Here is an 18549-nt window from a genome sequence, read left to right on the forward strand (position 1 = left end):
TCGACTGTCAGGAGGTCCGGCGGAGCAGCGCCAGGTACATCGCGTCCGTGCCGTGGAGGTGGGGCCAGAGCTGGACGTCCGGTCCGTCGCCGAGCGCGGGGACGCCGGGCATCAGCGGGCGTACGTCGATCCACTCGGCCTCGACCGCCGGGCCGCCGCGCCCCTTGAGGACGTCCTCGACGACGATCCGGGTCTCGGCCAGGTGGGGCGAGCAGGTCGCGTACCCGACGACGCCGCCGACGCGCACGGCGGACAGCGCCTCGCGGAGCAGCCCGCGCTGGAGCGGGGCGAAGCCGTCCAGGTCCTCGGGGCGGCGGCGCCAGCGGGCCTCGGGGCGGCGGCGCAGGGCGCCGAGTCCCGAGCAGGGCACGTCCATGAGGACCCGGTCGAAGGAGCCGGGCCGCCACGGCGGGCGGGTGCCGTCGGCGGCGATGACCTGGTACGGGCCGGGGTTGCCGGCCAGCGCGCGCTCGACGAGGCGGGCGCGGTGGGGCTGCTTCTCGGAGGCGAGCAGCGCGGCGCCGCGCTCGGCGGCGAGGGCGCCGAGGAGGGCCGCCTTGCCGCCGGGTCCCGCGCAGCCGTCGAGCCAGCGTTGGTCGCGGCCCTCGAGCGGCGCGTTGGCCAGCGCGATGGCGACGAGCTGGCTGCCCTCGTCCTGGACGCCGGCCCGGCCCTCCTTGACGGCCTCGATGGCGCCGGGCTCGCCGCCCTCGGCCAGCCGTACCGCGTACGGCGACCAGCGCCCGGGCAGCGTGTCCTCGCCGGTCAGCTCCTCGGTGGTGGCCCGCCCGGGCCGCGCGACGAGGGTGACCTCGGGCCGCTCGTTGTCGGCCTCCAGGAGGTCCTCGATGCCGGCCCGGCCGCCGCCGAGGGCGTCCCAGAGGGCCGAGACGACCCAGCGGGGGTGGGAGTGGACGACCGCGAGATGGTCCTCGGCGTCGTCCTCGTAGGCCGGGGCGACCTGCTCGACCCAGGTGTCGAGGTCGTGCTGCGAGATCTTCCGCAGCACGGCGTTCACGAACTTGGCCCGCCCGTCCCCGAGCACCACCCGCGCGAGCTCGACGCTGGCGGACACGGCGGCGTGCGTCGGGATCCGCGTACCGAGCAGCTGGTGCGCGCCGAGCGACAGCACGTCGAGCACCGGCGGATCGACCTCGCGCAGCGGCCGGTCGATGCAGGCCGACACGATCGCGTCGTACGTCCCCTGCCGCCGCAGCGTCCCGTAGACCAGCTCGGTCGCGAGCGCCGCGTCCCGCCCGTCGAAGTCACCCTTCTCCCGCGCCTTCTTCAGCAGCGGCGGCAGCACGAGATTCGCGTACGCGTCCCGCTCGTCGACCGCCCGCAGCGCCTCGAAGGCCAGGATCCGCACGGGATCCTTCTTGGGACGCCGGTACGGCTTGGGGGGACGGCGACGTGCCTGCTCGCTCAAAAGGTGCTCCGCATGAGAAATGACGAGGTCGAACCCCCTCAGCCTACGTCCGAGGCCCCCACCCGCGGAAAACGCCCCACGACGACATCGAGCGTCTCGGCCGCGATCAGGCACGAGGCAGGTTCCGTCCCCCCGCCATCGGCCTCGAAGGCGACCAGCACGGCCGGCTCCTCGCCGAGCAGACGGGCGATCTTCGCGCGCTCCTCCACGGTCGGCGCGCGGAACTCCGGATCGAGGAAGTCGAAGGGGCACAGGACGTAGGAGGCGTCGGTGAAGACCAGTTCGAGGCCGTAGTGGTACGCGAGGTCGTACCCGGCCACGAGGCGGAGCCGACTGCCGTCGTGACCGGCCACCGTCCAGTCCCGCCAAGAGCCCTCGGGCAGCCGGAGCACGCCGTGCTCGTCGACCCCCGCCCCGGCGCTAGACGCCGACACGCTCGCCGGGGGCGATGCGGACGCCGCGGGCCCAGTCGGCGGCCTTCATCGGCTTCTTGCCCTGGGGCTGGACCCAGAGGAGTTCGACGGCGTGCGAGCCCGTGCCGACGTGGACGTTGTTCTTGCCCGCCGCGAGCTCGCCCGGCGTGAGGTCCGTGCGGTCGGGGAGCAGGGCCGTCTGGATCAGCTTCAGGCGCTCGCCGCGGAACAGCGTCCAGGCTCCCGGGGCGGGCGTGCAGCCGCGTACGACGCGGTCCACGCGGAGCGCCGGGGCCTTCCAGTCCACGTGGGCGTCCTCGACCTGGATCTTGGGCGCGAGGGTGATGCCATCGGCGGGCTGCGGTACGGCCTTGAGCGTGCCGTCCTCGATGCCGTCCATCGTGGCCGCGAGCAGCCCGGCGCCCGCGAAGGCGAGCCGGGTGAGCAGGTCGCCGCTGGTGTCGGTGGGACGCACGTCCTCGGTGATCACGCCGTAGACCGGGCCGGAGTCGAGCCCCTCCTCGATCTGGAACGTCGACGCGCCGGTGACCTCGTCGCCCGCCATCACCGCGTGCTGGACCGGCGCCGCGCCACGCCACGCGGGCAGCAGCGAGAAGTGCAGGTTGACCCAGCCCTGGGCGGGGATGTCGAGGGCGACCTTCGGCAGCAGCGCGCCGTACGCGACGACCGGGCAGCAGTCCGGGGCGATCTCGCGCAGCCGCGCGAGGAACGCCTCGTCACGCGGCCTCGCCGGCTTGAGGATCTCGATCCCGGCCTCCTCCGCCCGCTCGGCGACCGGGCTCGCCACCAGGCGCCGGCCACGGCCTGCGGGGGCGTCGGGGCGGGTGACGACGGCGGCCACCTCGTGCCGGCCGGAGGCGAGCAGGGCGTCCAGGGCGGGCACGGCGACCTCGGGGGTGCCTGCGAAGACCAGCTTCACTCGGAAAACCTCGCATGTCGGGGTGGTGGAGGGCAGCGCACCAGTCTAGAGGCCGGGGCAGCAGGGGGCGTACGTGGCGACGAGCGCCCCGTGCATATGCGTGTACGCCCCCGCAGCGTGACCCAACCCCGGGTGGCGCGTTGGTCAAGAGAGATTGACCGAAACGGGCCCGCCCTCGTCGTGGCCCGACCCTTTTCCACGCCGGTTCGAGAGGCTTTTCACATGGCCGACCACGCAACCCACGACGCCCAAGCCCGGGCAAGTCTGCACCTGTTGGTGCGGGACATCGAGCGGGTCCGGCGGCAGGTCGACGCACTGCGCACGCTCACGGCCCAGTTGGGCAATGTCTACCGCCCGCGCCGCTCCGGCCCGTCGACGGGCTTCGTCGTCTACGGGCGGGCGCCCGCCCCGACCGTCCGGCTGGCCCAGGAGCTGCGGGACAGCGTCGAGACCCTGGTGACGGCGGCCGTCGACTTCGACCGCTCGCTCGGGTTCTCGTGGGACGCGGTGGGCTCGGCGCTCGGGGTCACGAAGCAGGCCGTCCACCGCCGCTACGGCGCGCGCCGCACGCCCCAGCCCGGGCTCGTCGTGGACCAGGAGCACGCGCCCGAGCCGGGCACGACGCGCACCATGCCGGTGGTGCCACCGGCCCGCACCATGCCGCCGCAGCCGACCTCCGTGACCCCGTCCCTCCGCGAGGACCCCCGCCCGCCGGCCTTCCCGGGCCCGCGCAACGGCTGACCTTCGCCGCCCCGGCCACGCAGCGCCGGCCACGGACCGCTGGCCTCGGACCGCCGGCCCGGCCACGGACCGTCGGCCGCAGAGGGGCGGCCATCGAAGGCGCGGCCGTCACCCGATGTCCGGTGGGTCCACCCTGACCCGTACCGGGTCCCCCGCGCCGCGCGACAGCCGCGCGGCGCGGGCGTGTTTGAGGGCCGTCGCCAAGGCCGCGCCCGTGCCGGGCGGGACGCGGATCAGGGCCCGGTCCCACTGCTCCCCCGGTGGCGGGTCCCCCGGTCGGCGCTGTCCGCCGGGGCGTACGACGGGGAGCGGCACCGGGCCCAGGACCTCCGCGTCGCCCGGGAGTTCCGCACCGGTCAGGAAGGCCTCGACCGCCTCCGGCGGGCCGGAGACCGCGGCCATCCGGGAGACCGGGGGGAAGCCGAGCTCCGCCCGCTCCGCCAGCTCGCGCTGGGCGTGGCCGACCGGGTCCCACCGCACCAGCGCCTGCACCGGCCGCAGCGTCGGCTCGGCGACGACCACGACCGTGCCGCCCTCCCCCTGGCCCCGCACCAGCGCGGCCGCGTCGATCCAGCGCCGTAGCGCCTCCTCGCCCGCGCGCAGGTCGGGGCGGCCGAGCATGGCCCAGCCGTCGAGGAGCAGCGCCGCCGCGTAGCCGCCCTCGGCGACCGGTTCCGCCCCCGGGGTGGAGACCACGAGCGCGGGTCGCCCCGGCACGCTGTCCAGGACGTGGTCCCGCCCCGACGTCCGTACCGGCACCGCGGGAAACGCCCGGCCCAGCTCCTCGGCCGTGCGGCGCGCGCCCACGATGCTGGCCCGCAGCCTCGACGAGCCGCACTCCACGCAGTGCCAGTCCGGGGCGCCCCGCCCGCACCAGCCGCACCGCAGCTCCTGCTGCTCGGGCGCCTCCAGCGGGCCGGCGCAGTGCCGGCAGCGGGCGGGCGTGCGGCAGCGCTCGCAGGCCAGCCTCGGTACGTAACCCCTGCGCGGCACCTGGACGAGCACCGGGCCGGTCTTCAGGCCCTCCCGCACGGTCTCCCAGGCCAGCGACGGCAGCCGGGCGGCCCGGGCCGCCTCGTCGCGGGCGAGCAGCTCGTCGCCCACGGTCCGTACGAGCGGGGCGGCGATCCGCACCTGATCGCGTCCGGCGACGAGCGGCGCGGCCCAGCCGGTCGCCACGAGCTGGGCGGCCTCGACCGTGCAGCTGGTGGAGCCGAGCAGGAAGGCGCAGCGGCCGTGGGCGGCGCGCAGCAGCAGGACGTCGCGCGCGTGGGGCTGCGGGGCGTGCGGCTCGCTGTGACTGCCGTCGCCGTCGTCCCAGATGGCGACGAGCCCGAGGTCGCGGACGGGCGCGAACATCGCGGCGCGCGTGCCGACGACCGCCCGCACGGAGCCGCGCCGTACCGCGAGCCACTGGGCGTACCGCTTCTCAGGACCGGCGTCGGCGGTGAGCAGGGCGTGCCGCCCGGACCCCAGGAGCGCCGTCAGCGCCTCGTCCACGCGGCCCGCGGCCCGCCCGTCGGGGACGACGACGAGGGCGCCGCGCCCGGAGGCCAGGGTGGCGCCGACCGCGCGGGCGAGTTCCTCGGCCCAGTGGGGCCCCGGCAGCGCGTTCCAGACGGCCCGTGGGGCCGCGCCGCGCGCGAGGGCGTCCAGGAAGCCGGGACCCCGCTCGTACCGCGTCCAGGTGCCCGTCTCGGGCCGTGCGGGCGGCGGCAGCGGGTCCGGGGAGGCCTTGCCCTCGGCCCGCGCGCTGCGGGGCGGCACGGCCAGCTGGAGGACGTCCGCGAGGCTGCCCGCGTACCGGTCGGCGACCGCCCGCGCGAGTCCGAGCAGCTCGGCGCTGAGGACCGGCTCGGGCGACACGACGTCCGCGAGCGCGGCCAGGGCGCCCTTGTAGTCCGACTCGGCGCGCCGCTCGACGAGGAAGCCGTCGATCAGCCGTCCGCCCTCGCGACGGCCGTCCCTGATCTGGTGCGCGCCGGCGCCGAACCGCACGCGTACCCGGACTCCGGGCTGCGCGACGGCGTCGAGCTCCTCGGGCACGGCGTAGTCGAAGAACTGGTCGAGGTGGAGCACGCCCTTGTTGACCACCACCCGCGCCACGGGCAGCTCCTTGGCGAGCGCGGCCCCGCGCCAGGTCCGCGGCTTGGCCCGGGGCACCTTGGCCTTGCGGACCGTCTCCCGGATGAGCGCGAGCTGCTCGTGCGGCTCACCGGCCGCGTCCTCGGGCGTCTCGTTCTCGCTGCTCACAGCCTCATACCTACCAGAACGCTCGGACAGTCGTCCCGGGCCTCGCGTCCGCCGTACGCGGAAGCCCGGCACCCCCGAGGGGGTGCCGGGCTTCCGGCGGGTGCGAGGGGCGGGTCCTAGAGGCCCGCCGCCTTCTTCAGCGCGTCCACGCGGTCGGTGCGCTCCCACGTGAAGTCGGGAAGCTCACGGCCGAAGTGGCCGTAGGCCGCGGTCTGGGAGTAGATCGGGCGGAGCAGGTCGAGGTCGCGGATGATCGCGGCCGGGCGGAGGTCGAAGACCTCACCGATGGCGTTCTCGATCTTCTCGGTCTCGACCGTGTTGGTGCCGAAGGTCTCGACGAACAGACCCACGGGCTCCGCCTTGCCGATCGCGTACGCGACCTGGACCTCGCAGCGCGAGGCGAGGCCGGCGGCCACGACGTTCTTGGCCACCCAGCGCATGGCGTAGGCGGCGGAGCGGTCGACCTTGGACGGGTCCTTGCCGGAGAAGGCGCCGCCACCGTGGCGGGCCATGCCGCCGTAGGTGTCGATGATGATCTTGCGGCCGGTGAGGCCGGCGTCGCCCATCGGGCCGCCGATCTCGAAGCGGCCGGTCGGGTTGACCAGCAGGCGGTAGCCGTCGGTGTCCAGCTTGATGCCGTCCTCGACGAGCTGCTTCAGGACGTGCTCGACGACGAACTCGCGGATGTCGGGCGCGAGCAGCGACTCCAGGTCGATGTCCGAGGCGTGCTGCGAGGAGACCACGACCGTGTCGAGACGGACGGCCTTGTCGCCGTCGTACTCGATGGTGACCTGGGTCTTGCCGTCGGGGCGCAGGTACGGGATGGTCCCGTTCTTGCGCACCTCGGTGAGCCGGCGGGAGAGCCGGTGCGCCAGGTAGATCGGGAGCGGCATGAGCTCGGGGGTCTCGTCGGAGGCGTAGCCGAACATCAGGCCCTGGTCGCCGGCGCCCTGCTTGTCCAGCTCGTCCTCGTCGCCCTCGACGCGCTTCTCGTACGCCGTGTCGACGCCCTGCGCGATGTCCGGGGACTGCGACCCGATGGAGACCGAGACGCCGCAGGACGCGCCGTCGAAGCCCTTCTTCGAGGAGTCGTACCCGATCTCGAGGATCTTGTTCCGTACGAGGGTGGGGATGTCGGCCCACGCCTTCGTGGTGACCTCTCCGGCGACGTGCACGAGGCCGGTGGTGATCAGCGTCTCGACGGCGACGCGGGACGTGGGGTCCTCGCGCAGCAGCGCGTCGAGAATGGTGTCGCTGATCTGGTCAGCGATCTTGTCGGGGTGACCTTCGGTCACGGACTCCGAAGTGAACAGACGACGGGACACAATGCTCCCTGGGGTTGCAGCGGCTGCTGGCTGAACAATGTCGGACGGCAGGGGGCTGCGCCCCGCGTCGTACCGAGAACAGTCTATCGGGCGTCATCGGGCATTGGGGCAGGTGTCTCGCAAGGTGGGAGCCCTGCGGTCACCGAATCCGGCCCCACCCGCCCCACGGACACCCCTCCCGCCCGCCCGCGAGGACGGGAATCCCGGGGTGTTCACTCGGCCGGGACGGTGAATTCCGGCCAGGGGTGAGATTTCCCCTAGTTTCCCGGGGGAAGGGAGCGCAGACGGGGTGCCACGAGGTCCCAGACCGTCTCGGCGAGTGCTTCCTTCGGCCCGTACGGCACGGGCGTGTCGGAGCCGTCGGCGGCGAGGACCACGGCCTCGTTCTCCTCGGAGCCGAAGGTCTTGCGCTCGCCCACCTCGTTGACCACGAGCAGGTCGCAGCCCTTGCGGCGGAGCTTCTCGCGGCCGTTGGCGAGCACGTCGTCCGTCTCGGCGGCGAAGCCCACGACGACCTGTCCGGGCAGGGCACGGTCGGCGGAGATCTCGGCGAGGATGTCGGGGTTGCGGACCAGTTCCACGACCGGGGCCTCGACGCCGTCCTGCTTCTTGATCTTGCCGGTCGCGTAGACGGCCGGGCGGAAGTCGGCCACCGCGGCGGCCATGACCACGGCGTCGGCGTCGGAGGCGGCCTTGAGCACGGCCTCGCGGAGCTGGATCGCGGTGCCCACGTGGACGACGTCGACCCCGGCCGGGTCGGGGATGCCGGTGTTCGCCTCGACGAGCGTGACGCGGGCGCCCCGGGCCGCGGCGGCCTTGGCGAGGGCGTAGCCCTGCTTGCCGGAGGAGCGGTTGCCCAGGTAGCGGACCGGGTCGAGGGGCTCGCGGGTGCCGCCGGCGCTGACCACGACGTGGCGGCCGACGAGGTCGGGCGCGGCGGCGCCGCGGGAGAGGATCCTGCGGCAGACCTCGAAGATCTCGGCGGGGTCGGGCAGCCGGCCCTTGCCGGTGTCGACGCCGGTCAGCCGGCCGACGGCGGGCTCGATGACGATCGCGCCGCGGCGGCGGAGGGTGGCCACGTTCTCCTGGGTGGCGGGGTGCTCCCACATCTCGGTGTGCATCGCCGGGGCGAAGACGACCGGACAGCGGGCCGTGAGCAGGGTGTTGGTCAGGAGGTCGTCGGCGAGGCCGTGGGCCGCCTTGGCGAGCATGTCGGCGGTGGCGGGGGCCACCACGACGAGGTCGGCGGCCTGTCCGATCCGTACGTGCGGGACCTCGTGGACGGACTCCCACACCTCGGTCGAGACGGGGTTGCCGGAGAGCGCGGACCAGGTCGCGGCGCCGACGAAGTGGAGCGCCGAGTCCGTGGGTACGACCCGGACGTCATGGCCCGACTCCGTGAGCCGCCGGAGCAGCTCGCAGGCCTTGTAGGCGGCGATCCCGCCGCTGACGCCCAGAACGACCTTCGGCTTGGTCACCACTGCCACTCCCGCACTCGGATTGCGTACTCGATGCGTACTCGGATGCGTACGCATCCATGAGACACCACAGGCCCGGCGGTTTCCGCCGGGCCTGTGGTGAGAAACGTAACGTGCTGACGCGCTTACTGCGCCGGGCCCTCGATGGCCTCGGAGGTCAGCAGACCCGCGTTGATCTCGCGCAGGGCGATCGAGAGCGGCTTCTCGTGCACGTGGGTGTCGACGAGCGGGCCGACGTACTCGAGCAGGCCCTCGCCGAGCTGCGAGTAGTACGCGTTGATCTGGCGCGCGCGCTTGGCCGCGTAGATCACGAGGCTGTACTTCGAGTCCGTCGCCTCGAGCAGCTCGTCGATCGGCGGGTTGATGATGCCCTCGGGCGCGGTGATGGAAGAGGACACGCTCTAGCCTTCCGAAGAAACTTCTGGGTGAGCTGATCCGGGTGATCAGATCCAGGTGATCAGAAAAAGATCAAACAACGTTCATCAAGGCTAGCAGCTCACGCGCCACGTCCTCGACGGAGGTGTTGACCAGGGTGGTGTCGAACTCCGGCTCGGCGGCCAGTTCGACCTTGGCGGCCGCGAGCCGGCGCTCGATGACCTCGGGCGACTCCGTGCCCCGGCCGGTGAGCCGGCGGACGAGTTCGTCCCAGCTCGGCGGGGCGAGGAAGACCAGCTGGGAGTCCTTCATGGACTCCTTGACCTGCCGGGCTCCCTGGAGGTCGATCTCCAGGAGGACCGGCTCACCGGCCTCCAGACGCTCCAGGACCGCCTGACGCGGCGTGCCGTAGCGGTTGCCCGCGAACTCGGCCCATTCGAGGAGCTCCCCGTTGGCGACCAGCTTGTCGAATTCGTCGTCCGTGACGAAGAAATACTGGACGCCGTGCTTCTCGCCGGGGCGCGGCTTTCGTGTCGTGGCCGACACCGAGAGCCAGACCTCGGGGTGGACCTTGCGCATATGAGCGACGACCGTGCTCTTGCCGACCCCTGAGGGGCCGGAGAGCACGGTCAGCCGCGGACGTACCTCTGCTGCCATGCAGCGATTATTCCAGCTTTACGGGGGTGCCTGGGACGGCGATCCCGCTTCAGGCGCCGGTGGAGCCGAACTCGCGCTCCAGGGAGGCGATCTGGTTGGAACCGAGCCCCCGCACGCGGCGGCTCTCGGAGATGCCGAGTCGCTCCATGATCTGCTTGGCGCGGACCTTGCCCACGCCGGGCAGGGACTCAAGGAGCGCGGAGACCTTCATCTTGCCGATGACGTCGTTCTCCTGGCCCGACTTGATGACCTCGTGGAGGGAGGCGCCGGAGTGCTTGAGTCGATTCTTGACCTCGGCCCGCTCCCGGCGAGCCGCGGCGGCCTTTTCGAGCGCGGCTGCGCGCTGTTCAGGGGTAAGGGGCGGAAGAGCCACGCCTACGTCACCTCGGATGTCGAACTGTCGGATACGGACCGGTGCGAAGGCTGGACGCCCCACACCAGTGGAGCAACGAACAACGTGGGAACCGCTGAACGCTGACTCTGCCCCGGAGACTAGCGGCGAAAGTGCCTCCAGTCAGCGAGAACAAGCGAAAAGTCCTGGTCAGCATCTACCGACCAGGACTTTTCAGACATAACGACCGGGATTTGGGTAAGGATCCTGTCAAGGAGTGAGACGGCCCTCACCTGCGGATTGCTCCCGCGGGCCGTCAGAGGGCGACGGCCTCGCGGATCTCGGTCGCGTAGCGCTCCGCCGAGGCGCGCAGGGCGGCGGCGTCCGGACCGTGCTTGAGGACCCCCCGGCTGACGTTCGGGACCACGTTGCGGACCGCCGCGCCGAAGACCGCGGGGAGGTCGGCGGGGGTCGCTCCCTGGGCACCGAGACCGGGTGCCAGGAGGGGGCCGTTGATGTCCAGGTCGAAGGAGGACAGGTCGCCCAGCGTCGCGCCGACGACCGCCCCGAAGGAGCCCATGGGGGTCTCCCCCGCGTTCTCCGCGGCGAGGTGGGCGAGCATGGTCGCGCCGATGGTCCGGCCGTCCTCGCGGACCGCCCGCTGGACCTCCGCGCCCTCCGGGTTGGACGTCAGCGCGAGGACGAACAGGCCGGCGCCGTTCTCCCGCGCCAGGTCGACGGCCGGCTTCAGGGAGCCGTAGCCGAGGTAGGGCGAGACCGTCAGCGCGTCCGAGAACAGCGGGGAGTCCTTGCGCAGGAACGCCTCGGCGTACGCGGCCATGGTGGAGCCGATGTCGCCGCGTTTGGCGTCCATGACCACGAGACCGCCCGCGGCCCGCAGATCGGCGGTGGCGCGCTCCAGGACGGCGACCCCGCGGGAGCCGAAGCGCTCGAAGAAGGCGGCCTGCGGCTTGAAGACCGCGACGGTGTCCGCCAGCGCCTCGACGACCGTGAAGGTGAAGCGCTCCAGGCCGGCGATGTCGTCGGTCAGGCCCCAGGAGTCGAGCAGGGCCGCGTGCGGGTCGATGCCCACGCAGAGCGGACCGCGCTCGTCCATCGCGGAGCGGAGGCGGGTGCCGAAGGAGAGCGTCACGGGGTGGTGGCCTTTCGGTTGTCGGCGCCGACGGCCTCGGCGAGGGTGGCGTACGGGGAGGCCGCGAGGCGCGCCGCGAGGCCCTTGTGGATCGCGCGGGCGTAGAAGGGGCCCTCGTAGATGAAGGCGCTGTAGCCCTGGATCAGCGTGGCGCCGGCCAGGATGCGCTGCCAGGCGTCCTCGGCGTTCTCGATGCCGCCGACGCCCACGAGGACGAGCCGGTCGCCCACGCGCGCGTGCAGGCGCCTCAGGACGGCCAGGGAGCGCTCCTTGACGGGGGCCCCGGAGAGACCGCCGGTCTCCTTGACCAGAGCCGGGTCGGACGTCAGGCCGAGGCCCTCGCGGGCGATGGTCGTGTTGGTGGCGATGATGCCGTCGAGGCCGAGTTCGAGGGCCAGGTCGGCGACGGCGTCGACGTCCTCGTCCGCCAGGTCGGGGGCGATCTTGACCAGGAGGGGGACGCGCCGGTCGGTGACCGTGCGGTCGGCGGCCTCGCGCACGGCCGTGAGGAGCGGGCGCAGGGACTCGGTGGCCTGGAGGTTGCGCAGGCCGGGGGTGTTCGGCGAGGAGACGTTGACGACGAGGTAGTCGGCGTGCGCGGCGAGGCGCTCGGTGGACTTCACGTAGTCGGCGGCGGCCTCGGCCTCCGGGACGACCTTGGTCTTGCCGATGTTGACGCCCACGACGGTCCTGAAGACCGGCACGCGCGCGTGGAGCCGCTCCGCGACGGCGGCGGAGCCCTCGTTGTTGAAGCCCATGCGGTTGATCAGGGCGCGGTCGGGGACCAGCCGGAAGAGCCGCTGCTTGGGGTTGCCCGGCTGGGCCTCGCCGGTGACCGTGCCGATCTCGACGTGGTCGAAGCCGAGCATCGACATGCCGTCGATGGCGACGGCGTTCTTGTCGAAGCCGGCGGCGAGCCCGAAGGGGCCGTGCATGCGCAGGCCGAGCGCCTCGGTGCGCAGCTCTTTGTGCCGGGGCGCGAGGACGGCGGCGACGAAAGTGCGGAGCACGGGGACGCGGGCGGCCAGCCGGATCCAGCGGAAGGCCAGGTAGTGGGCCTCCTCCGGGTCCATCCGCTTGAAGACGAGGTGGAAGAAGAACTTGTACATGTGGGTGTCCTCAGCAAGAGGGGGACACCGTTTCCGGTGTCCCCCTCGTGGGTTGCTAGTCGCGGGCCGCGGTCAGGTGCTCCGCGTGTTCCTGGAGCGAGCGGACGCCGACGTCGCCGTGGCCGAGCGCCTCGATGCCCTGGACGGCGGCGGCGAGCGCCTGGACCGTGGTGAGGCACGGGACGGAGCGGGCCACCGCCGCCGTACGGATCTCGTAGCCGTCGAGACGGCCACCGGTGCCGTACGGGGTGTTGACGATCAGGTCGACCTGGCCGTCGTGGATCAGCTGGACGATCGTCTTCTCGCCGTTCGGGCCCTCGCCCTCGGACTGCTTGCGCACGATCGTGGCGTTGATGCCGTTGCGCTTGAGGACCTCGGCCGTGCCGGAGGTGGCCATCAGCTCGAAGCCGTGGGCGACCAGCTCGCGCGCCGGGAAGATCATCGAGCGCTTGTCGCGGTTGGCGACGGAGATGAACGCGCGGCCCTTGGTGGGCAGCGGTCCGTACGCGCCTGCCTGCGACTTGGCGTACGCCGTGCCGAAGACGGAGTCGATGCCCATGACCTCGCCGGTGGAGCGCATCTCCGGGCCGAGGACGGTGTCCACGCCGCGGCCGTGGATGTCGCGGAAGCGGGTCCACGGCATCACGGCCTCCTTGACGGAGATCGGCGCGTCGAGCGGCAGGGTGCCGCCGTCGCCGGTCTTCGGCAGCAGGCCCTCCTCGCGCAGCTCGGCGATGGTGGCGCCGAGCGAGATGCGGGCGGCGGCCTTCGCGAGCGGCACCGCGGTCGCCTTCGAGGTGAAGGGGACGGTGCGGGAGGCGCGCGGGTTGGCCTCCAGGACGTAGAGGATGTCGCCGGCCATGGCGAACTGGATGTTGATCAGTCCGCGCACGCCGACGCCCTTGGCGATGGCCTCCGTGGAGACCCGCAGGCGCTTGATGTCGTGGCCGCCGAGGGTGATCGGGGGCAGGGCGCAGGCCGAGTCGCCGGAGTGGATGCCGGCCTCCTCGATGTGCTCCATGACGCCGCCGAGGTAGAGCTCGTGGCCGTCGTAGAGCGCGTCGACGTCGATCTCGATGGCGTCGTCGAGGAAGCGGTCGACCAGGACCGGCCGGGTGGGGCTGATCTCGGTGGACTCGGCGATGTACGACTCCAGGCGGGTCTCGTCGTAGACGATCTCCATGCCGCGGCCGCCGAGCACGTACGAGGGGCGTACGAGGACGGGGTAGCCGATCTCGTCGGCGATGGCCTTGGCCCCGGCGAAGGTGGTCGCGGTGCCGTGCTTGGGGGCCGGGAGGCCCGCCTCGGCGAGGACCTGGCCGAAGGCGCCGCGGTCCTCGGCGGCGTGGATGGCCTCCGGGGAGGTGCCGACGACCGGCACGCCGTTGTCCTTGAGCGCCTGGGAGAGGCCGAGCGGGGTCTGGCCGCCGAGCTGGACGACGACACCGGCGACGGGGCCCGCCAGGGTCTCGGCGTGGACGATCTCCAGGACGTCCTCGAGCGTGAGCGGCTCGAAGTACAGGCGGTCGGAGGTGTCGTAGTCCGTGGAGACGGTCTCCGGGTTGCAGTTGACCATCACGGTCTCGTAGCCGGCGTCGCTGAGCGCGAAGGAGGCGTGGACGCAGGAGTAGTCGAACTCGATGCCCTGGCCGATGCGGTTCGGGCCGGAGCCCAGGATGATCACGGCGGGCTTGGTGCGCGGCGCGACCTCGCTCTCCTCGTCGTACGAGGAGTAGAAGTACGGGGTCTTGGCCGCGAACTCGGCGGCGCAGGTGTCGACCGTCTTGTAGACCGGACGGACGCCGAGGGCGTGCCGGACCTCGCGGACGACGTCCTCGCGCAGGCCGCGGATGTCGGCGATCTGGGCGTCGGAGAAGCCGTGCCGCTTGGCCTCGGCGAGCAGCTCGGGCTCGAGCTTCTCGGCGGCGGCCAGCTCGTCGGCGATCTCCTTGATGAGGAAGAGCTGGTCGACGAACCAGGGGTCGATCTTGGTGGCCTCGAAGACCTCCTCCGGGGTGGCCCCCGCGCGGATGGCCTGCATGACGGTGTTGATGCGGCCGTCGGTCGGGCGGACCGCCTCGCGCAGCAGCTCGGCCTTGTCACCGGGCTCGCCGGTGAAGGCGAACTGCGAGCCCTTCTTCTCGAGCGAGCGGAGGGCCTTCTGGAGCGCCTCGGTGAAGTTGCGGCCGATGGCCATGGCCTCGCCGACCGACTTCATGGTGGTGGTGAGGGTGGAGTCGGCCTGCGGGAACTTCTCGAAGGCGAAGCGCGGGGCCTTGACCACGACGTAGTCGAGGGTGGGCTCGAAGGACGCCGGGGTCTTCTCCGTGATGTCGTTCGGGATCTCGTCCAGCGTGTAGCCGACGGCGAGACGCGCCGCGATCTTGGCGATCGGGAAGCCGGTCGCCTTGGAGGCGAGTGCGGAGGAGCGGGAGACGCGCGGGTTCATCTCGATGACGATGATCCGGCCGTCGTCCGGGTTGACCGCGAACTGGATGTTGCAGCCGCCGGTGTCGACGCCGACCTCGCGGATGATCGCGATGCCGATGTCGCGCAGCCGCTGGTACTCGCGGTCGGTGAGCGTCATCGCCGGGGCGACGGTGATCGAGTCACCGGTGTGGACGCCCATCGGGTCGAAGTTCTCGATGGAGCAGACGACCACGACGTTGTCGGCCTTGTCGCGCATCAGCTCCAGCTCGTACTCCTTCCAGCCGAGGATGGACTCCTCCAGGAGCACCTCGGTGGTCGGGGAGAGCGTGAGGCCCTGGCCCGCGATGCGGCGCAGCTCCTCCTCGTCGTGGGCGAAGCCGGAGCCGGCGCCGCCCATGGTGAAGGAGGGGCGGACGACGACGGGGTAGCCGCCGAGCGTGTCGACACCGGCGATGACGTCGTCCATGGAGTGGCAGATCACGGACCGGGCGGACTCGCCGTAGCCGATCTTGGCCTTGACGGCCTCGACGACGCCCTTGAAGAGATCGCGGTCCTCGCCCTTGTGGATGGCCTCCACGTTGGCGCCGATCAGCTCGACGCCGTACTTCTCCAGGACGCCCTGCTCGTGCATGGAGATCGCGGTGTTGAGCGCGGTCTGGCCGCCGAGGGTGGGCAGGAGGGCGTCGGGGCGCTCCTTGGCGATGATCCGCTCGACGAACTCGGGGGTGATCGGCTCGACGTACGTGGCGTCGGCGATCTCCGGGTCGGTCATGATCGTGGCCGGGTTGGAGTTGACCAGGATCACGCGCAGGCCCTCGGCCTTGAGGATCCGGCAGGCCTGGGTTCCGGAGTAGTCGAACTCGGCGGCCTGGCCGATGACGATCGGGCCGGAGCCGATGACCAGGACGGACTGGATATCGGTGCGCTTAGGCACGCTCGGCCTCCATCAGGGATACGAAGCGGTCGAAGAGGTACGCGGCGTCGTGCGGGCCCGCGGCCGCCTCGGGGTGGTACTGGACGGAGAAGGCCGGCTGGTCGAGCAGCTGGAGGCCTTCCACGACGTTGTCGTTCAGGCAGACGTGGGAGACCTCGGCACGCCCGTAGGGGGTGTCGGAGACCTTGTCGAGGGGCGCGTCGACGGCGAAACCGTGGTTGTGCGCGGTGACCTCGACCTTGCCCGTCGTGCGGTCCTGGACGGGCTGGTTGATGCCGCGGTGGCCGTACTTCAGCTTGTAGGTGCCGAAGCCGAGGGCGCGGCCGAGGATCTGGTTGCCGAAGCAGATGCCGAAGAGCGGCGTCTTCCGCTCCAGGACCGCCCGCATGACGGAGACCGGGTGGTCGGCGGTGGCCGGGTCGCCGGGGCCGTTCGAGAAGAACACGCCGTCCGGGTTCACCGCGTACACGTCCTCGACGGTGGCGGTGGCGGGCAGCACGTGCACCTCGATGCCGCGCTCGGCCATCCGGTGCGGGGTCATGCCCTTGATGCCGAGGTCCACGGCGGCGACGGTGAACTTCTTGGTGCCGATCGCGGGGACGACGTACGTCTCCTTGGTGGCGACCTCGGCGGAGAGGTCGGCGCCCTTCATCTCGGGGGCCTGGCGGACCTCGGCGAGCATCGTGCCCTCGTCGGGCAGCGCGTTGCCGGAGAAGATGCCGACGCGCATGGCGCCGCTCTCGCGCAGGTGGCGGGTGAGGGCGCGGGTGTCGATGCCGGAGATGCCGACGACGCCCTGGGCGGCGAGCTCCTCGTCCAGCGAGCGCTTGGCGCGCCAGTTGGAGGAGACGCGGGCGGGGTCGCGCACGACGTAGCCGGAGACCCAGATGCGGGAGGACTCGGGGTCCTCGTCGTTGACGCCGGTGTTGCCGACGTGCGGGGCGGTCATCACGACGACCTGGCGGTGGTACGACGGGTCGGTGAGGGTCTCCTGGTAGCCGGTCATACCGGTGGAGAACACGGCCTCGCCGAAGGTCTCCCCCACGGCCCCGTAGGCACGGCCGCGGAAGATGCGGCCGTCCTCCAGGACGAGTACGGCGGGAACTTTGCCGGTTCCCCGGGTGGAGGTCGTCATCGTGCGGTGCCTTCCGTAGTCTTGATCATGCTGTTGACGGCCTCGACCCAGGCGGCGTGTTCCGCCGCCCGGTCGGACCGGAAGCCGGAGTCGAGGAGCTTCTCGCCGTGCGCCCACGTGACGATCAGCAGCCCGCCCTCGGCGAGGACCTTGCCCGCGATGCCCTTGTCGAGCCGGGCCTCGCGCAGGGCCTCGGCCGGGATGAAGAAGTCGTTCGCCCCGGGGCGTACGACCTCGATCCCCGCGTCCGTGAGCGAGAGCTCGACGCGGCTCCGGGTGCCGAGGCCGTGGGCGACGATCCGGTCGAGCCACTGCCCGGCCGTGGTCGAGCCGTGGTACCGCCCGCTCAGGGACAGTGTCGCCGCACCGGCGTCCTCGGGCATTCCCGGCAGTTCGGGCAGGTCCGACTGGAGGCTGCCGCGCCACTTCCATCCCTGGCGCATCAGCCAGTAGACGAAGGCGATGAAGAGCAGGAGGCCCACGACCCAGCCGATCCGTCCGGCCCAGTCGGTCACCTCCGCCGACTTCTTCTCGGCCTCGGCGGCCAGTTCGATGAGTGTCACGCCAGCTTCCCGTCGATGAGCGTTGCGCGGCCCCGGAGGAAGGTGTGGGTGATGCGTCCCGGCAGTTCGCGGCCCTCGTAGGGAGTGTTGCGGCTGCGGGAGGCGAAGCCCGCGGGGTCCACGAGACCACGGTATGCCGGATCGACCAGGGTCAGGTTGGCGGGCTCACCTGCCGAGACGGGGCGGCCGTGGCCCTCGGCCCGCCCGATGGCGGCCGGCTTGACGGACATCCGGTCGGCGACGCCGGCCCAGTCGAGCAGCCCGGTCTCGACCATCGTCTGCTGGACGACGGAGAGCGCGGTCTCCAGGCCGACCATGCCCATGGCGGCCGCGGCCCACTCGCAGTCCTTGTCCTCGTGCGGGTGCGGGGCGTGGTCGGTGGCGACGATGTCGATGGTGCCGTCGGCCAGGGCCTCGCGGAGCGCCATCACGTCACGCTCGGTGCGCAGCGGCGGGTTGACCTTGTAGACGGGGTTGTACGAGCGCACCATCTCGTCGGTCAGGAGCAGGTGGTGGGGCGTGACCTCGGCGGTGACGTCGATGCCGCGGGACTTGGCCCAGCGGACGATCTCGACGGAGCCGGCGGTGGAGAGGTGGCAGATGTGGACGCGGGAGCCGACGTGCTCGGCGAGCAGCACGTCGCGGGCGATGATCGACTCCTCGGCGACGGCGGGCCAGCCGCCGAGACCCAGCTCGGCGGAGACGACGCCCTCGTTCATCTGGGCGCCCTCGGTGAGGCGGGGCTCCTGGGCGTGCTGGGCGACGACGCCGCCGAAGGCCTTCACGTACTCCAGGGCGCGGCGCATGATCACGGCGTCGTCGACGCACTTGCCGTCGTCGGAGAAGACCGTGACACCGGCGGCGGAGTCGTGCATGGCGCCGAGCTCGGCGAGCTTCTTGCCCTCCAGGCCGACCGTGACGGCGCCGATGGGCTGCACGTCGCAGTAGCCGGACTCCTTGCCGAGCCGGTAGACCTGCTCGACCACGCCGGCGGTGTCGGCGACCGGGAAGGTGTTGGCCATGGCGAAGACGGCGGTGAAGCCGCCGGAGGCGGCGGCGCGGGTGCCGGTGAGGACGGTCTCGGAGTCCTCGCGGCCGGGCTCGCGCAGGTGGGTGTGGAGGTCGACCAGGCCGGGCAGCAGGATCTGGCCCTCGGCCTCGATCACGGTCGCGTCCTCGGCCGACAGGCCCGTACCGACCGCGGCGATGGTCTCGCCCTCGATCAGGACGTCCTGCGGCTCGCCGCCCAGCACCTTGGCACCGCGGATCAGGATCTTGCTCAT

Annotated in this window: 16 protein-coding genes; 1 reads left to right on the forward strand and 15 read right to left on the reverse strand. The window is 72.2% G+C overall.

Annotated elements, in window-relative coordinates; all coding sequences use genetic code 11:
* Window positions 1-7 precede the first annotated feature (7 nt).
* The 3 genes from ACF09C_RS20790 to fmt are packed head-to-tail and all read right to left on the reverse strand — an operon-like array spanning window position 8 to window position 2782.
* Window positions 8-1429 (reverse strand): RsmB/NOP family class I SAM-dependent RNA methyltransferase, encoded by a 1422-nt coding sequence (locus tag ACF09C_RS20790; RefSeq protein WP_392093145.1) that lies wholly within the window; start codon window positions 1427-1429, stop codon window positions 8-10.
* A 38-nt stretch (window positions 1430-1467) separates the two neighbouring features.
* The gene (locus tag ACF09C_RS20795) at window positions 1468-1863 is read right to left on the reverse strand and encodes a hypothetical protein (RefSeq protein ID WP_392093147.1); all 396 of its coding nucleotides are present in this window, start codon (window positions 1861-1863) and stop codon (window positions 1468-1470) included.
* Window positions 1850-2782 carry a methionyl-tRNA formyltransferase gene (fmt, locus tag ACF09C_RS20800; RefSeq protein ID WP_392093149.1) on the reverse strand — a complete coding sequence of 311 codons (933 nt, stop codon included), beginning with the start codon at window positions 2780-2782 and terminating at the stop codon, window positions 1850-1852. Before fmt ends, ACF09C_RS20795 begins: the two co-directional genes overlap by 14 nt.
* A gap of 222 nt (window positions 2783-3004) precedes the next feature.
* Between fmt and ACF09C_RS20805 the strand changes: the two genes are divergently transcribed.
* Entirely contained in the window at window positions 3005-3523 is a 519-nt protein-coding gene (locus tag ACF09C_RS20805) for a hypothetical protein (RefSeq protein ID WP_392093151.1), read from the forward strand.
* A gap of 108 nt (window positions 3524-3631) precedes the next feature.
* On the opposite strand, the gene ACF09C_RS20810 is transcribed toward ACF09C_RS20805, so the two are convergent.
* From ACF09C_RS20810 to ACF09C_RS20865, 12 genes are all read right to left on the reverse strand, one after another.
* Window positions 3632-5776: a primosomal protein N' gene (locus ACF09C_RS20810; protein ID WP_392093153.1), complete on the reverse strand. Its 2145-nt coding sequence runs from the start codon at window positions 5774-5776 to the stop codon at window positions 3632-3634.
* 116 nt (window positions 5777-5892) lie between these two features.
* Window positions 5893-7101, reverse strand: a complete 1209-nt coding sequence (gene metK / locus ACF09C_RS20815) for a methionine adenosyltransferase (protein WP_392093154.1) — start codon at window positions 7099-7101, stop codon at window positions 5893-5895.
* Between the two features lie 257 nt (window positions 7102-7358).
* Window positions 7359-8636 (reverse strand): bifunctional phosphopantothenoylcysteine decarboxylase/phosphopantothenate--cysteine ligase CoaBC, encoded by a 1278-nt coding sequence (gene coaBC, locus ACF09C_RS20820; protein ID WP_392093156.1) that lies wholly within the window; start codon window positions 8634-8636, stop codon window positions 7359-7361.
* Window positions 8637-8704: 68 nt separating this feature from the next.
* Window positions 8705-8977 carry a DNA-directed RNA polymerase subunit omega gene (gene rpoZ, locus ACF09C_RS20825; protein WP_005319902.1) on the reverse strand — a complete coding sequence of 91 codons (273 nt, stop codon included), beginning with the start codon at window positions 8975-8977 and terminating at the stop codon, window positions 8705-8707.
* Window positions 8978-9047: 70 nt separating this feature from the next.
* Window positions 9048-9611, reverse strand: a complete 564-nt coding sequence (gene gmk / locus ACF09C_RS20830) for a guanylate kinase (RefSeq protein ID WP_362428740.1) — start codon at window positions 9609-9611, stop codon at window positions 9048-9050.
* Window positions 9612-9660: 49 nt separating this feature from the next.
* The gene (locus tag ACF09C_RS20835; protein ID WP_030693098.1) at window positions 9661-9984 is read right to left on the reverse strand and encodes an integration host factor; all 324 of its coding nucleotides are present in this window, start codon (window positions 9982-9984) and stop codon (window positions 9661-9663) included.
* Between the two features lie 274 nt (window positions 9985-10258).
* On the reverse strand, window positions 10259-11095 hold the full coding sequence (gene pyrF / locus ACF09C_RS20840; protein ID WP_392093159.1) for an orotidine-5'-phosphate decarboxylase: 837 nt from the start codon (window positions 11093-11095) through the stop codon (window positions 10259-10261).
* Complete coding sequence (locus tag ACF09C_RS20845) at window positions 11092-12204, reverse strand: quinone-dependent dihydroorotate dehydrogenase (protein ID WP_392093161.1); 1113 nt, start codon at window positions 12202-12204, stop codon at window positions 11092-11094. The genes pyrF and ACF09C_RS20845 overlap by 4 nt, the downstream gene beginning before the upstream one ends.
* A 55-nt stretch (window positions 12205-12259) precedes the next feature.
* Window positions 12260-15568: a carbamoyl-phosphate synthase large subunit gene (carB, locus tag ACF09C_RS20850; protein ID WP_392093163.1), complete on the reverse strand. Its 3309-nt coding sequence runs from the start codon at window positions 15566-15568 to the stop codon at window positions 12260-12262.
* On the reverse strand, window positions 15561-16703 hold the full coding sequence (gene carA / locus ACF09C_RS20855) for a glutamine-hydrolyzing carbamoyl-phosphate synthase small subunit (protein ID WP_362428753.1): 1143 nt from the start codon (window positions 16701-16703) through the stop codon (window positions 15561-15563). Before carA ends, carB begins: the two co-directional genes overlap by 8 nt.
* The gene (locus tag ACF09C_RS20860; protein ID WP_392093165.1) at window positions 16700-17266 is read right to left on the reverse strand and encodes a hypothetical protein; all 567 of its coding nucleotides are present in this window, start codon (window positions 17264-17266) and stop codon (window positions 16700-16702) included. The genes carA and ACF09C_RS20860 overlap by 4 nt, the downstream gene beginning before the upstream one ends.
* Window positions 17263-18549 (reverse strand): dihydroorotase, encoded by a 1287-nt coding sequence (locus ACF09C_RS20865; protein WP_392093166.1) that lies wholly within the window; start codon window positions 18547-18549, stop codon window positions 17263-17265. Before ACF09C_RS20865 ends, ACF09C_RS20860 begins: the two co-directional genes overlap by 4 nt.

This window comes from Streptomyces sp. NPDC014870, assembly GCF_043081505.1.
Taxonomy (GTDB): Bacteria; Actinomycetota; Actinomycetes; order Streptomycetales; family Streptomycetaceae; genus Streptomyces.